General features: G+C 59.1%; 15 protein-coding genes. 14 read left to right on the top strand and 1 reads right to left on the bottom strand.

Features of this window, described 5'->3' with window-relative positions; genetic code table 11:
• Positions 1-59: 59 nt before the first annotated feature.
• The 5 genes from RGCCGE502_RS30385 to RGCCGE502_RS30365 all read left to right on the top strand — a co-directional run bounded on the left by RGCCGE502_RS30385 (position 60) and on the right by RGCCGE502_RS30365 (position 4721).
• Complete coding sequence (locus tag RGCCGE502_RS30385; protein ID WP_016558063.1) at positions 60-1076, top strand: ABC transporter permease; 1017 nt, start codon at positions 60-62, stop codon at positions 1074-1076.
• Positions 1077-1143: 67 nt separating this feature from the next.
• Entirely contained in the window at positions 1144-1986 is an 843-nt protein-coding gene (locus tag RGCCGE502_RS30380) for an ABC transporter permease (protein ID WP_051158751.1), read from the top strand.
• A gap of 8 nt (positions 1987-1994) precedes the next feature.
• A complete protein-coding gene (locus RGCCGE502_RS30375; RefSeq protein WP_016558061.1) occupies positions 1995-2846 on the top strand; it encodes an ABC transporter ATP-binding protein in 852 nt (283 codons plus the stop codon).
• Complete coding sequence (locus tag RGCCGE502_RS30370; RefSeq protein WP_016558060.1) at positions 2843-3601, top strand: ABC transporter ATP-binding protein; 759 nt, start codon at positions 2843-2845, stop codon at positions 3599-3601. Before RGCCGE502_RS30375 ends, RGCCGE502_RS30370 begins: the two co-directional genes overlap by 4 nt.
• Before the next feature lie 58 nt (positions 3602-3659).
• On the top strand, positions 3660-4721 hold the full coding sequence (locus RGCCGE502_RS30365; RefSeq protein ID WP_016558059.1) for a dienelactone hydrolase family protein: 1062 nt from the start codon (positions 3660-3662) through the stop codon (positions 4719-4721).
• Between the two features lie 28 nt (positions 4722-4749).
• Here the strand turns inward: RGCCGE502_RS30365 and RGCCGE502_RS30360 are convergent, their stop codons facing one another.
• Entirely contained in the window at positions 4750-5898 is a 1149-nt protein-coding gene (locus RGCCGE502_RS30360; RefSeq protein WP_016558058.1) for a mandelate racemase family protein, read from the bottom strand.
• Between the two features lie 274 nt (positions 5899-6172).
• Here RGCCGE502_RS30360 and RGCCGE502_RS30355 point away from each other — a divergent pair, with 274 nt between their 5' ends.
• The 9 genes from RGCCGE502_RS30355 (at position 6173) to RGCCGE502_RS30310 (ending at position 14222) form a co-directional block, all read left to right on the top strand.
• On the top strand, positions 6173-6913 hold the full coding sequence (locus tag RGCCGE502_RS30355; RefSeq protein ID WP_016558057.1) for a FadR/GntR family transcriptional regulator: 741 nt from the start codon (positions 6173-6175) through the stop codon (positions 6911-6913).
• 98 nt (positions 6914-7011) lie between these two features.
• Positions 7012-7917 carry a 5-dehydro-4-deoxyglucarate dehydratase gene (gene kdgD / locus RGCCGE502_RS30350; protein WP_016558056.1) on the top strand — a complete coding sequence of 302 codons (906 nt, stop codon included), beginning with the start codon at positions 7012-7014 and terminating at the stop codon, positions 7915-7917.
• A gap of 46 nt (positions 7918-7963) precedes the next feature.
• On the top strand, positions 7964-8806 hold the full coding sequence (kduI, locus tag RGCCGE502_RS30345) for a 5-dehydro-4-deoxy-D-glucuronate isomerase (protein ID WP_016558055.1): 843 nt from the start codon (positions 7964-7966) through the stop codon (positions 8804-8806).
• 9 nt (positions 8807-8815) lie between these two features.
• Positions 8816-9154, top strand: a complete 339-nt coding sequence (locus tag RGCCGE502_RS30340; protein WP_016558054.1) for a cupin domain-containing protein — start codon at positions 8816-8818, stop codon at positions 9152-9154.
• Positions 9155-9161: 7 nt separating this feature from the next.
• A complete protein-coding gene (gene kduD, locus RGCCGE502_RS30335; protein ID WP_016558053.1) occupies positions 9162-9914 on the top strand; it encodes a 2-dehydro-3-deoxy-D-gluconate 5-dehydrogenase KduD in 753 nt (250 codons plus the stop codon).
• A 777-nt stretch (positions 9915-10691) separates the two neighbouring features.
• Positions 10692-11333, top strand: coding sequence for a response regulator transcription factor (locus tag RGCCGE502_RS30330; protein WP_016558052.1), 642 nt, complete (start codon positions 10692-10694; stop codon positions 11331-11333).
• A gap of 98 nt (positions 11334-11431) precedes the next feature.
• Entirely contained in the window at positions 11432-11842 is a 411-nt protein-coding gene (locus RGCCGE502_RS30325) for a cupin domain-containing protein (RefSeq protein ID WP_016558051.1), read from the top strand.
• Between the two features lie 89 nt (positions 11843-11931).
• Complete coding sequence (locus RGCCGE502_RS30320) at positions 11932-12690, top strand: SDR family oxidoreductase (protein WP_016558050.1); 759 nt, start codon at positions 11932-11934, stop codon at positions 12688-12690.
• 341 nt (positions 12691-13031) lie between these two features.
• On the top strand, positions 13032-14222 hold the full coding sequence (locus tag RGCCGE502_RS30310; RefSeq protein ID WP_019280413.1) for an MFS transporter: 1191 nt from the start codon (positions 13032-13034) through the stop codon (positions 14220-14222).
• Positions 14223-14256: the final 34 nt, after the last annotated feature.

The raw sequence follows: 14256 nt of genomic DNA, 5'->3' as shown, positions 1-14256 counted from the left end.
AGGGTGCGACGGGCGTCCCCCGTCGCATCGACTTTTCCGTGGTTATGAAAGATCCAGCAATGAGCCATGATCGCATCTTTGCCATCGCGCGGCAGACCGGCACCATTATGGTCACCCTGGTCGGTCTCCTAATCCTGACGTTCTGCATCGGTCGTCTGATGCCGGTGGATCCGGTCAGAGCAATCGTCGGGGAAGAGGCGGATCGCGCCACCTATGAGATGGTCGCGGAACGGCTGGGCGTCAATCTGCCGCTTTACACACAGTTCATCCGCTATGTCGGGGATGTGGTGCGCGGCGACTTCGGGGTGTCTATCCGCACGGGACAGCCGGTCATCAGCGACATTGCCCATGTCATGCCAGCTACGATCGAACTCGCGACCTTCGCCATTCTCGGTGGCGCCGGTTTCGGGGTACCTCTCGGCATCTTCGCGGCGATCAATCGCAATCGGCCAGCAGATCACATCATCCGCTTCCTGACGCTGATCGGACATTCCATGCCGATCTTCTGGACGGGGATGATCGGCCTCATCGTTTTCTACGCCATGCTCGGGCTCGTCGGCGGCGGCGGGCGGCTTTCCGATTACTATATCGGCCTTGTGCCGGAGACTACAGGCTTCATGCTCATCGACGCAGCGATCGCTGGCGATTGGGAGGTTTTCGGTGATGCGCTGAACCATCTCATCCTGCCCGCAAGCATTCTCGGCTACTCGTCGATGGCCTATATCACCAGGATGACGCGCAGTTTCATGCTCGACCAGCTTGGGCAGGAGTATGTTACGACGGCGCGCGTCAAGGGCCTGTCAAAGAGCCGGACCATCTGGCACCATGCCTTTGCCAATATCCGGGTTCAGCTCGTGACCATCGTTGCCCTGGCATATGGCAGCCTGCTCGAAGGTGCAGTGCTGATCGAGACAGTGTTCTCCTGGCCGGGCTTCGGACAATACATCACCAACAATATGCTGATCGGCGATATGAACGCGGTCATGACCTGCGTGCTTTTGGTGGGCGTCATCTTCATCGCGCTGAACCTGCTCTCAGACGCACTTTACAAGATCTTCGATCCAAGGACGCGGTGACATGGCATCAGGGCATCTTGAAATGAATAATCTTGTTGTGACCGAGCGCCGCAACGGACCTGTCGTCATGGCGGCCAGGCGACTTGCCGGGATCATCGGCGAGTTGCTGAGGAATCCAACGGCCGCCTTCGGCGTCATCGTCGTCGCAATCCTGTTGTTCACGGCTCTTCTTGCTCCCGTCCTTGCCAGCCACGACCCCAATGTCGTCGACCTCGGCAACGCTCTGAGCCGACCGAGCAGTTTTCATTGGTTCGGAACGGACGAGCTCGGAAGGGACGTCTATAGCCGTCTCGTCTATGGATCCCGTATAAGCCTGACATTTATCTTCATCGTGTCGATCATCGTCGGCCCGGTCGGATTGCTGGTCGGAACGACTGCTGGGTATTTCGGCGGCTGGTGCGACACGGTGATGATGCGGATTACCGATATCTTCCTGTCTTTCCCGAGCCTGATCCTGGCGCTTGCCTTCGTCGCAGCGTTGGGCGCGGGACTCGAAAACGCGATCGTCGCCATTGCGCTCACCGCGTGGCCGCCGATTGCCCGTCTGGCGCGTGCCGAGACGCTGACATTTCGCGGGGCGGACTATATTGCCGCGTCGAGGATGCAAGGGGCCTCGGCGCTGCGCATTATCGTAAAGTCGATCATGCCCATGTGCCTGCCCTCGGTGCTCGTCCGTATTACCTTGAGCATGGCGACGGTCATCCTTACTGCTGCCGGCCTCGGCTTCCTCGGTCTCGGGGCACAGCCGCCCTTGCCCGAATGGGGTGCGATGATGGCGACAGGTCGGCGCTACATGCTGGACAACTGGTGGCTCGTTGCGTTCCCAGGCGGCGCAATCCTGCTCGTCAGTCTTGCCTTCAACCTGTTGGGCGACGGTCTTCGCGACGTGCTCGACCCGAAGCAGAAGTGAGGAACGTCATGGCCAATCTCCTCGATGTCCGCAATCTGCATGTCAGCTACCGCGGTCGCAAAGGCGACAACCCGGTTGTCAAGGGAATCTCGTTCTCGCTCGGTCAGGAGCGCCTCGGTATCGTTGGCGAATCCGGATCGGGAAAATCGACCATCGGTCGGGCGCTGCTGAAGCTTCTTCCGACGGCCAAGATTGCGGCCGAGCGGATGCAGTTCGGTGAAACCGATCTGCTGGCCTGCCGCGAGAAAGAGATGCTGCAGGTTCGCGGACGTCGCATGTCGATGATCTTGCAAGATCCGAAATTTTCTCTCAATCCAGTCCACCGGGTCGGCGATCAGGTTGCGGAAGCCTATCGCATACACAACGGCGCTTCACGGAGCGCGGCCAAACAACGCACGCTTGAAATGCTGGAGGCGGTGCAGATCCGCGATCCGGAGCGGGTGTTCGGCCTCTATCCGCACGAGGTCTCGGGCGGAATGGGGCAGCGGATCATGATCGCGATGATGTTGATCCCCGAGCCTGAGCTCATCATCGCGGATGAGCCAACGTCGGCGCTCGACGTCACGGTACGAATGCAGGTGTTGAAGATCCTCAACGACCTGGTGATCAGCAAGGGCATCGGGCTGATCATGATCAGCCACGACCTCAACCTCGTGCGTAACTTCTGCGACCGCGTCCTTGTTATGCGATCGGGCGAGTTTGTCGAGGAAAGGGAGGCGCGCGATCTGAAGAACGCCGAGCATCCCTACACGCGTGGATTACTGGCAGCGCAGCCCCACATCGGCGGTGACCGCCGCCCGCTGCCTGTCTTGAGCCGCGTCCAGACAACCAATGTCGCAACGGTGGAGGGTGCGCCATGACCGCGATCGAGATAAAGGATCTTTCCATTTCCCTCGGCCTTGGCGTGCACATTAAACGCATTCTCGGCGGTGTGACCTTCAGCGTCGCCAAGGGCGAGTCCTTTGGCCTTGTCGGCGAGTCGGGATCGGGTAAATCGACAGTCCTGCGGTGTGTCGCCCGCTTGCTGAACGCATGGGATGGCAGGATTGCCATCAACGGCAAGGACGTCCGCGACACGCCTCTGGACGAATACTGCCGCACCGTCCAGATGGTTTTCCAGGACCCGTACGGATCGCTTCATCCCCGTCAGTCGATCCGAACCGCGCTGCAGGAGCCGTTGCGTATCCAGCGCATGGATCGCCATCAAGAGCGCATGGAACAGGCGCTGATCGACGTCGGGCTCACCTCAGCCTTTCTCCAGCGCTATCCGCATGAACTCTCCGGGGGGCAACGGCAGCGCGTTGCCATCGCGCGCGCGCTCATCCTCGATCCTTCCGTCCTGCTTCTGGACGAGCCGACTTCGGCCCTTGATGTCTCCGTTCAGGCCGAAGTGCTGAACCTCCTCTCCGAGCTGAGGACACGCAAGGGGCTAACCTATCTGTTCGTCTCGCATGACCTCGCGGTGGTCGACCATATGTGCGACCGGCTGGCGGTCATGCAACATGGGCAGATCGTCGAGATCCTTGACCGCGCAGTTTTGGCGACGGGACAGGCGTCGGATCCCTATGCAAGGGAACTGATCCGGGCCAGCGTCGAGTATGATCAGGCGTTTTGAAATTCCGCCGGGTGAAATCGCTGAACGCTTCGCATGCCGGGGGAAGCGGGGGTGAAGGGTGACGATCGATCGTGACAACCTCGCCCCCATCGCGCGAAGGCAACGCGACGCGCTACGTTTTCCGTTGAGCTTTGGCGCTGCTGCAACCGATTTTGCGACGTGGCGTTCCTCGACGTTGGCCTATATCGTGCAATCGATCGATGCCGACGCATGCCACGTTGACCGGGTTGAAACGACGCAGCAGTGGCAATGCTCCTCCTACGAAGGCAAACGCCTAAGCCTTCGCTTTTCCAATGGCGAGGAGGCACAGGCCTTTCTTCTCCTGCCATATCGACAGACGCCGGCGCCGGCCTTGCTGATGTTACATGATCACGGCGCAACCTTCGATATCGGCAAGGAAAAGATGATCCCTCCGCCATTCGGCGATCCTGTCCAGGACGCAGCGCAGGTGTGGGTAAAGCGTTTCTATGGAGGGCGCTTTCCCGCAGAGGAGGCGGCGGGGCGTGGTTACGTCGTTCTCAGCGTCGATGCGCTCGGCTGGTCAAGTCGTTGCGGCAACGGGTACGAAGCCCAACAGGCGCTAGCCGCCAACCTGATGCAGTTCGGTGTCTCGCTTGCCTCGGTCGTTGCGATGGAGGATATAGCGGCCGCCCGATTTCTTGCCGACCTTCCAGAGGTCGATCGCAGACGCGTTGCGAGTTTCGGATTTTCCTTCGGTGGCTACCGCGCCTGGCAGGTCGCCGCTCTTTCTACCGACATCGCCGCCTTTTGCGCAATCAGCTGGATGGGCACATTAGAGGGTCTCATGCAGGCGGGTGGCAACCAGCTGCGTGGGCAATCTGCCTTTTACATGCTGCATCCACAAATCGCGGGCAAGCTGGACTATCCTGACTTTGCCGGCCTCGCGGCGCCGAAACCGGGGTACTTTCTCAACGGGCGCGAAGACAGGCATTTCCCAGCCGCTGTCGTTGAGGCTGCCTTTGCGCGCATGGGTGAGCTCTGGTCGGCGGCACAGGGAATACAAAATCTGAACATGGCCACCTGGCAAGGCGGCCATGAGTTTCCAGTCATCGAACAGAATGCTGCGCTCAACTGGCTCGACACCGTTTTGAGGGGCTGACGAAATCTCTTTGTCAGCCCCTCCAAGTTCATGCCATCAGGTTTGCCTCAATGAAGGCGAAGTTGATGTCTTCTCCAAGGCCAGGCTTATCGGAGAGGTGGACGTAGCCATCCTCATCCATCGGATCGGCGAGAGCGTTCAGATATTCGAAGCCGTCGTCATATTCGAGGAACGGATGCAAGAGGCCGCGCTCGTACCACTTGGCATTCTTGCTGCATGCGGCGATGATCAGGTTAGGCGCACCATTGCCATGGATTTCGCAATACATGCCGAAGGACTCTGCGAGGTGCATCGACTTCATCGCAGGGCTGATGCCGCCGACATCGTGCACGCCTGTGCGCAAGATATCGCAGGCATTCGACGTAATCCACTCGGCGCGGCTGAAGTGTTTTCCTCCAGCGCTTTCCGGGCCGAGAACGGGAATATCGAGATTAGCGGCAAGCCAGGCGTAGGAGGCCGAGCTTTGCTCGTCCATCGGCTCTTCGATCCAGTCGAAACTCAGCTTCTCCAGGCCCTTGCCGAGTTCGAGCGCCTCGGTGCGGCTATACCAGTGGAAAGCATCGATCATCAGGTGGATATCGGAACCAACGGCTTCCCGAACCGCCGCGCAGGCTTTCAGGTCCATTTTCACGTCAGGTGCCCATGAGACCGGTGGCATCCAGGTGTGCAGCTTGATACCCTTGTAGCCGCGCTTTACCAGCTTCTCCGCAAAGCGGCCGTAATCCTCCGGCGTCGCAAGGCCACCTTCGAGCTCGTCGCCGCACATGATCGATCCATAGGCCCGCACCTTGTCGCGATAGCCGCCGATCAGCTTGTGGACCGGGATGTTAAGCTTGCGTCCGGCGAGATCCCACAGCGCGCAATCGACGATAGCAAGCGTCCGGTCGGTCAGTTGCGCAGCACTTCCGCGCTGCCAATGGGCGAGTTCCTGCCAAAGCCTCTCGCGATCGAACGGATCTTGACCGATCAGGACCTTCTTGACGAACTTGTCGAGGACATGCGGGCGGACAATTTCGGGCGGGGAGAAGCAGTAGCCCTCGGTGCCATCGTCCGCGACGATCGTCAGCAGCGCATGCTTGACCTTGTGAGCAGGCCCAGGATGCGCATGCCCGGCGGTGTCTGCGTGACGATAGGTCGTGTGCGCAAAGACGCGCACGTGAATGTCGACGATTTTCAAGTGTTCTCCTCCAGGTTCTTTCTGTGTCCGACCGGTGGTCGAAGATGCAAATGTCGAAGGTGTGATCCGCAGCCTTGTCGCTATATCGGCGGGGCCGCTTCGGTCGCTGACGCGCACGGCCATTCCTTCGCCGAAGGCTCCGTATGCTAGCTTGTAATACGGCGTCGATAATGTCATAATATGTCTGACGCGTTCTGGTCAATCGGTTTTTGCGATCTCTTGACCAGACAGGCGTAGTTCGGGATGTCTAGATCGACGGAGAATGGGGATAAATATGGGGCGCGGTGTGGTTCAACAGTCGGGGCAGGAGCAGCGGAAAAGTGGCGAGACGCTGGTAGAGATGGTGGCGCGCCGCCTGCGCGAGTCGATCGTGTCAGGCGCCTTGAAGGCTGGCGATCGGCTGCCAACGGAAGGCGGTTTGACACAGGAATACGAGGTCAGCCGCACAGTGATCCGCGAGGCGATTGCGTCGCTTCGCGCCGACGGACTGGTCGAAGCGCGCCACGGCGTCGGCGTCTTCGTTCTGACGCCTCCGGCCGGCGCTTATGACGGTTTCAGAACCGCTGATCCCAGCAAGATATCGTCATTGCTCGAAATGCTTGAGCTGCGGGCAGCGATCGAAATCGAAGCCGCCGGCCTCGCCGCAATACGGCGTTCGCCAGCGCAGGAAGAGGCAATCCTTGAGGCATATGACGAGATTGAGCGACTGAAGCAGGATCAAAGGCCGACGGTCGAAGCGGACAGGGCTTTCCACCTGGCGATCGCCGATTCCACCAGCAATCCACGATTTCGCGAGTTTTTACAGCTGGTTGGCAAGCAGATCATTCCAAGGGGGGTTTTGGCCGAGGGTGATACCGAGCGGTCCTCGGAAGAGTACCTGCTGCAGATCCAGGCCGAGCATTTGGGAATTGCCCGCGCGATATCCGATCAGGATGAGGCTGCCGCTCGTGAGGCAATGCGTCTTCACCTCAAGGGCAGCCAGCAGCGCTACCGCAATTTCATCAAGCGCGGATGATTGTCTCAATTATTGTATGATGAGTTATTGACAGTCATAATATCTCTGCTAGTTTCACCGCCATCGACTTTCGCTATGTCCGGAGGATTTTCATGGCATTGGACCCCCTTGCTCTGAAGGCTGCGCTTGGCGCGGGCCTTCTTTCTTTTCCCGTCACCCCCTTTAACGCCGACGATCGGTTCAATCGGCCTGTCTATGAGGACCATGTCGGCTGGCTGTCCGGCTTTGGCGCGAGCGTTTTGTTTGCCGCCGGTGGCACGGGCGAATTTTTTTCACTGACGCCGGACGAAATCCCGGAAGTGGTGCGTGCTGCCAAGGCGTCTGCGGGCACGACGCCAATCGTGTCGGGATGCGGATATGGCACGAAGATGGCCATCAGGATTGCCAGATTGGCCGAAGAGGCGGGCGCCGACGGCATTCTGCTGTTGCCGCAATATCTTATCGATGCCAGCCAGGACGGTCTCTTTGCACATGTGAAGGCAGTCTGTGACGCCGTCGACATCGGCGTCATGGTCTATAATCGCGACAACGCCATCCTCTCGGCTGACACTCTTGCAAGACTTTGCGAGGTTTGCCCCAATCTGGTCGGCTTCAAGGACGGTTCGGGCGAAATCGGGTTGGTACGGCAGGTCACCGCAACCATCGGCGACCGTCTCACCTATCTCGGCGGCATGCCGACGGCCGAGCTCTTCGCCGATGCTTATCTCGGCGCAGGCGTGACCACTTATTCGTCAGCGGTGTTCAACTTCGTGCCGGCTCTGGCGCAGGAGTTCTACACTGCTCTGAGGGCCGGGAAGACCGAAACCACCAACCGCATCTTGCGTGACTTCTTCTTCCCGTTCATGGAGATACGCAACCGTCGCAAGGGGTACGCCGTGTCTGCCGTCAAGGCGGGCGTGCGCCTTCAGGGCTTTGATACCGGCCCGGTGCGCGCGCCCTTGACCGATCTTACAGCGGCCGAGATCTCGATGCTCGAGAAGCTGGTGGAACCGCACCGCAGATAGGAAGCGTCACTGACGTCCTGAGCAACAAAACAGATGGAGGTGGCTGATGATCCACACTGATTATACCAATCGCTTTGCGATCGACCCGAAGACTGCGGCAAAGTTCAACACGGCGGAGCTGCGCGAGAATTTCCTGCTGCCGCCGCTGTTCGTGGCCGGACGCATTCAGCTCCACTACACCAACTACGACAGGATGATCGTCGGTGGTGCAATGCCGACTTCAGGGCCACTGGAACTGGAAACGATCAAGCCTGCCGGAACCGAGGCGCTCCTGGCCCGGCGCGAACTGATCGCGGTCAACATCGGCGGTGCGGGCATCGTTACCGTCGACGGCGAAGAGTTTCAGGTCGGGCCCCGCGACATGGTCTATGCCGGGATGGGAAGCAACGTGGTCTTTCGCTCGGTCGCGGCCGAAGAACCGGCAAAGTATTATCTGCTGAGCGCCCCTGCACATATGCGCCACCCCTCGAAACTGATCGGCATCGGCGATGCCAAGCGGGTCGATCTCGGTGCGCAGGCGACCAGCAACGAGCGCTCGATCTTCCAGTTCGTCCATCCGGAAGGCGTCAGGACCTGTCAGCTCGTCGTTGGGATGACGACGCTTGCGGCGGGTTCGGTTTGGAACACCATGCCCTGCCATGTGCACGACCGACGCATGGAGGCCTATCTCTATTTCGATCTTCCGGACAAGGCCCGTGTCGTGCATCTGATGGGCGAGCCTCAGGAGACGCGTCACCTCATCGTCAAGAACGATGAGGCCATCCTGTCGCCGGGCTGGTCGATCCATTCCGGCGCCGGTACGTCGAACTATGCGTTCATCTGGGCAATGGCTGGCGACAATGTCGACTACACGGATGTCGATCTCGTTTCCATCGAAGACCTGAAGTGAGGACGCGCCATGACGGAAAGTGATCTGTTCGTATCGGCAAAGGGCGCAGCGTGGGTCAGTCCGGAGCCGGGCGTGACCCGTCGCATCATGACCTATCTGCCTGAAATGATGATGGTCGAGGTTGCCTTTGAAAAGGGGGCGGTCGGTGCGCAGCATTCGCATCCGCATATCCAGGCAAGCTATGTGGCGGAAGGCAGTTTCGAGGTGACGATCGACGGGCGCACCGAAAGCCTTGAGGAGGGTGGAAGTTTTATCGTTCCACCCAATCTTGTCCACGGGGTCAGGGCGCTGGAAAAGGGCCGGTTAATCGATATCTTCACGCCGCACCGCGCCGAATTCCTGAAGTGAGCATGAGATGACCATGTTTGACCTGTCAGGTCGGGTGGCTGTTGTCACCGGCGCCAATACCGGCCTTGGCCAGGCGATCGCCGTGGCGCTCGCCGTAGCCGGAGCTTCGATCGTCGCAGTCGGTCGCTCGGCGATGGATGAAACTGAAGCCGCGGTTCGCAAGGCCGGCGCGCGCTTCCACGCCATCAGCGCCGATCTTGGTTCGATCGAGCCGGTCAAGGCAATTGTCAACGAGGCGGTCAAGACGTTCGGACGGCTCGACATCCTCGTCAACAATGCAGGCATCATCCGCCGTGCCGACGCCATCGACTTCACGGAAGCCGACTGGGATGCGGTCATGGACGTCAACCTGAAGAGCGCCTTCTTCCTGTCGCAGGCCGCCGCCCGCCACATGATCGAAAGAGGCAGTGGCAAAATCATCAATATTGCCTCCCTGTTGTCGTTCCAGGGCGGCATCCGCATTCCCTCCTACACAGCCTCAAAGAGCGGTCTTGCCGGATTGACAAGGCTGCTCGCCTGCGAGTGGGCCGCAAGGGGCGTCAACGTCAATGCCATTGCCCCGGGCTATTTCGTCACCAACAACACGACTGCGCTGCGCGAGGATGCCGATCGCAGCGCTGCCATTCTTGCCCGAATTCCAGCTGGTCACTGGGGTAATCCAGACGAGCTCGGCGGAGCGGCCGTCTTCCTGGCGTCGCCAGCGTCCGACTATGTCCACGGCATCGTCTTGCCAGTCGATGGAGGATGGCTGGCGCGGTAGCCAATCGGTGACCGTTCCCCAAACGATACCGCGGGCTCGCAAAGCTCCGTTTCGGCGGCTGGCGCTGACGGTCCCAATCGGTAGAATTGGCGGAACATTCTTTGCGAGGCTGTTGAAGCCGACAGTCGCGGGCATGCGGTGGTTGGAATTCCGTTGCGAGATTTGAAATGGGACACGCAAATTCCATTGCTGCAATGGCAAATCGCTGGCTTGGGAACTGCCGGCATTGTCGTGTGGCACGTGCAAGCGCCGTCTCGGCCGATCGTCATTGTCCAGATCGCGCTTTTCGCGGCAAAGACCATGGTTCTGGCTTACGCTCGGGCCTTCCCCCGTCCGCTCTGAATCGGGAGGCCTCGAAGGAGCCAACGCATTATCCTTTCAGCGACGATCCACTGGTGGTCAATTTTCATGGGCCGCCATCGGTTTTATTCCGATCTGTATCGTTCTCGATTGTCGTCCATGAGAGGCCCAATCCAAGACCCGATCGTCGCGGTCGTCGATCTCGCCGTGCTGCTTTTGATCCAGGGTTCCGCAACTAGGGGTGACGCCTCTCATCCTCGGCAGAATACCCCCGGTGATGCAGGAGATCCGGGACGCCACGATCCAGCGCGTACGACTCTTCCTGGATCGCTCAACCGAATAGGCTGAAGTTCCAGGCGCAGGAACGTCAACACCTTAGCCAAGTCCCATTGACACGACGGCTCGATTGCACGCGAATGCTACGTGACCGTCCTTCAGTGCGCTTATTGCCCTTAAGGCAATAGTTGGGAGGCTCAAATGCCTGACTCCGGCAGTTCAAAACACCCTCTTGCAACCGTCTACATCATCGATGACGACGCTCGCCTGCGAGTTTCGCTTCAAGACTTCTTCGATTTGGTAGGACAGCGGGCAAGGGCATTCGAAAGTGCATTCGACTTTCTCGAACAATCCGATCTGACGCAACCCGGCTGCATTCTCCTCGACATCAGGATGCCAGGAATGACTGGCCTCGAGCTCCAGGCAAAGCTGACGGATCAGGGCTATCCGCTTCCGATTATCTTCATGACGGGAAACGCAAGTGTTGGTACGAGCGTTAGCGCCATGAAGGCCGGCGCGTTTGACTACCTTTTGAAGCCGTTCAGCTCGGAAAGTCTCATCAAGGCAACGAACCTTGCGTTGGACCGCAACGCGGAAGAGCGTGGCAAGTCTGCGGCGCTACAACATGTCAGAGACGGCGTCGCCAGTCTGACGCCGCGTGAAGCGGAAGTGTTTGGGTTCGTCTCCAAAGGGTTGATGAACAAGCAGATCGCACACGAGATGGGAATAAGCGAGATCATGGTCAAACTGCATCGCGGTCGGGTTATGAAGAAGCTGGAGGCCCGTTCTGTCGTAGACCTGGTGCGGATTTTCGACGAGGCGCACCAGCAGGGCTCGAAGTGAGGGGCAAGCATGGCGCTAACCTTCGTATAGCTATCTCCTGCATGCCGCCTTGCATACGATCCCCCGCGTAAACTATCGTATCCAAGAGGAGAAGATCGATGCGAACGCTCGCCTTTGGCTTGCTATGCGCTGCGATGATCGGGGTACCCGCCGCGGCGGCGGATAAACCGTACAATGCCAGTGTCACCGTTGTATTCGACCAAAAGCTTGCGAACGTTCCAGGCAAGAGCATGCGCGGAGTACTCGTTGAGTACGGCCCTGGCGGCCACAACCCTTCGCACATGCATCCTAAGAGCGCCTTCATCTATGCCACCGTCATCGAGGGTTCAATCAAGAGCCAGATAAACGGGGGGGAGGTAAAGGTCTACAAGACCGGCGAGAACTGGATGGAAGTTCCGGGAGACCACCACCAGGTGAGCGCCAATGCGAGCGAGACCGAGCCCGCGAAGTTGCTGGCAGTCTTCGTCGTCGATACGAATGAAACCAAGCTGGTATTTCCCGACGATTGAGACTGTTTATGTGGGGCTGTGGAACCTGGCCGGTGCTTCCACTGCTCTTCCAGTATGATTCAAGAAAGATATCGACAAGGATCAAGCTCATGAAAATCGTCATTATTGGAGGCACGGGCCTCATCGGAACCAAGGTTGCCGCTCTCTTGAGAGACCAGGGACATGACGTGCTGCAGTCCGCCCCCTCGACAGGGGTGAACACGCTGACGGGTGAAGGACTTGCGGGCGCATTGGCGGGTGCCGAGGTCGTAATTGATCTGGCGAACTCGCCGTCGTTCGCGCCTGCGGACGTACTCTCGTTCTTCCAGCAGTCGACCTCCAATCTCATTGAAGCCGAGAAGGCGGCGGGTATCCGCCATCACGTCGCTCTCTCCATCGTCGGCATCGAGCGCTCCCCCGATAACGGCTACTTTCCAGGAAAAGTTGCTCAGGAGGCCGTCGTCAAGAAGGGCGGCGTTCCCTACACCATTGTCCGCTCGACACAGTTCATGGAGTTCCTGGGCGGGATTGCCGACGCCGGAACCGTCGACATGATAGTCCACGTGTCGCCTGGCGCATTCCAACCTATCGCGGCAGATGACGTCGCTGGCTTCGTTGCCGACGCTGCCACTGGCGCTCCGGCAAACCAGACGATCGAGATCGCAGGTCCGGACAAGAAGCCGATGAGCGACTTCCTGAAAGGTTACCTTTCCGCAGTTCAGGACGAGCGGACTGTAGTTGTCGACAAGGAGGCCAGATATTTCGGATCCGTCGTCGACGATCAGTCCCTGGTGCCGCTCGGAACGGCTAAACTCGGCAATTTGGACGTCAAGACCTGGTTTGCGCGGCGGAGCCAGGCGGCAGCTTGAATTCGAGAATGGCGACCCAGAGCTGGAACAAGGCGTTTCTCGGCTGTTGAAGCAGGAGCACCCGAGCATCGGGTGCTTCCTTTTGATTTCCTCGCTCGGGCTCCAGACGATCGACGTTCCTCAGATCCAAGGCGTCATTCAAGATGAGGCTCGGCAGCAATTGTGCAACGCCGGGCGGGGGTTCAGAACGCCCCGGGCTTCGCTGGCTGAAAGCGAACGTCGGGGCAGTCTAGCGGTATTTCAGATGCAAACCACAACCAAGGGAAGATTTACCCGCTCGACGCAAACGGATACATTCCTTTGAGACCGATTGTCGCCTGATTTGTGCGGGCAAACGCATCATGAGCAGTATTTCAGCCAAGCCCACGGCCTCTCATAGGCGAGGGATGCTGGTGATAGGTGCGATTTCCGCCCAAGTCATCGGGGGGCTTTTTGCTCAGATGTCTCCATTCGTCGTAGCAGGCCTGATGGGCGGCCGCTTAGAATTGTCCGAGCGCGAGGCAGGGCTCGTAACCTCGATCGAACTCCTGACCCTTGCGATCACTGCGATAGTGCTGGCACCGTTATTGCCTCGACTTCCGTACCGACGGATCTGTGTCGCCGCGGTCGCCCTCACATTCCTGGCTCAAGTCCTATCGATACTCGCAAGTGGATGGACTGCCTTGGTCATCTTGCGATCCATTGCCGGAGTGGGTGAGGGGGCGCTCTATGCTCTGTCGCTCAGCATCGTCGCGTCGTGCGCCAACAATCCGGAAAAGATCTTCGGCTACTTCCAGGTAGTTTGGGCGGTTGGTAGCGTTCCGCTCTTCAGTGCAGGGGGAGAAATCACGGCCGCCTATGCTGATCGAGGCATTTTTACGCTGCTGGCTGGGATCACCCTCGCGCTTGCACCGCTATTGCTCCTTCTTCCAAATAACAGATCTCCCGAAGATAAGAGCGTCGGGTCGGAACACCAGACCTCGTCTTCTACGATCGGGGCGATGCTTCTAGCCGGTATCTTTCTCTATATTGCTGTTGCGGCGGCTCTATATGCCTTCAGCACGTCAATGGGAAAGCGGGCAGGGCTCGACACGGTTGCCGTCGGTTATACATTGACTGTCGCCACGCTCGTCGGTCTCGCAGGGGCGGCTGCTGCCACTGCACTCAACGTGCGGTGGGGAAGGGCATTACCGATCTCGGCCTTCTGTTTCACCTCCGCTGTCGTGGCTGTGATGCTCTGTCTCTGGCAAAATTCAACCGCCTTTGTGATCGCTGTAGTTCTGGCGGCCATCCTCTGGTATTTCTCACTGCCTTATCTCTTCGGTCTTGCGGCCGCGATCGACCGAAGCGGGCGATGGGCGGCGGCTGCTGGATCAGCCTATTTGTTGGGATACGCCGCCGGGCCGTTCCTGGGCGGCGCCGTGATAGCATCATCAGGATACACGTTTCTTGCCGTCGTAGTCGTTGCGCTGACGGCCGCTTCCTGGGTTCTCCTCATGGTCGTGCTAAACCGGAGCATGGCTGGTCGCACGGGCGTTCTCCTGAAAGCGTGAGCTAATTCATGACTCCGACTAGGCGCGCGCAAGG

Source organism: Rhizobium grahamii CCGE 502 (assembly GCF_000298315.2).
Classification (GTDB): Bacteria; Pseudomonadota; Alphaproteobacteria; order Rhizobiales; family Rhizobiaceae; genus Rhizobium; species Rhizobium grahamii.
Note: the sequence above shows the minus strand (reverse complement) of the source record. Positions and strands in the feature narration are given on the sequence as shown.

What these genes read in the sequence shown, in the direction of transcription:
- RGCCGE502_RS30330 (WP_016558052.1), top strand. Translation starts at nt 10,692, where the DNA reads ATGCCTGACTCCGGCAGTTCAAAACACCCTCTTGCAACCGTCTACATC.
- RGCCGE502_RS30340 (WP_016558054.1), top strand. Translation starts at nt 8,816, where the DNA reads ATGACGGAAAGTGATCTGTTCGTATCGGCAAAGGGCGCAGCGTGGGTC.
- RGCCGE502_RS30380 (WP_051158751.1), top strand. Translation starts at nt 1,144, where the DNA reads ATGGCGGCCAGGCGACTTGCCGGGATCATCGGCGAGTTGCTGAGGAAT.
- kduD (WP_016558053.1), top strand. Translation starts at nt 9,162, where the DNA reads ATGACCATGTTTGACCTGTCAGGTCGGGTGGCTGTTGTCACCGGCGCC.
- kduI (WP_016558055.1), top strand. Translation starts at nt 7,964, where the DNA reads ATGATCCACACTGATTATACCAATCGCTTTGCGATCGACCCGAAGACT.
- RGCCGE502_RS30320 (WP_016558050.1), top strand. Translation starts at nt 11,932, where the DNA reads ATGAAAATCGTCATTATTGGAGGCACGGGCCTCATCGGAACCAAGGTT.
- RGCCGE502_RS30355 (WP_016558057.1), top strand. Translation starts at nt 6,173, where the DNA reads ATGGGGCGCGGTGTGGTTCAACAGTCGGGGCAGGAGCAGCGGAAAAGT.
- RGCCGE502_RS30325 (WP_016558051.1), top strand. Translation starts at nt 11,432, where the DNA reads ATGCGAACGCTCGCCTTTGGCTTGCTATGCGCTGCGATGATCGGGGTA.
- RGCCGE502_RS30310 (WP_019280413.1), top strand. Translation starts at nt 13,032, where the DNA reads ATGAGCAGTATTTCAGCCAAGCCCACGGCCTCTCATAGGCGAGGGATG.
- RGCCGE502_RS30375 (WP_016558061.1), top strand. Translation starts at nt 1,995, where the DNA reads ATGGCCAATCTCCTCGATGTCCGCAATCTGCATGTCAGCTACCGCGGT.
- RGCCGE502_RS30385 (WP_016558063.1), top strand. Translation starts at nt 60, where the DNA reads ATGAGCCATGATCGCATCTTTGCCATCGCGCGGCAGACCGGCACCATT.
- RGCCGE502_RS30370 (WP_016558060.1), top strand. Translation starts at nt 2,843, where the DNA reads ATGACCGCGATCGAGATAAAGGATCTTTCCATTTCCCTCGGCCTTGGC.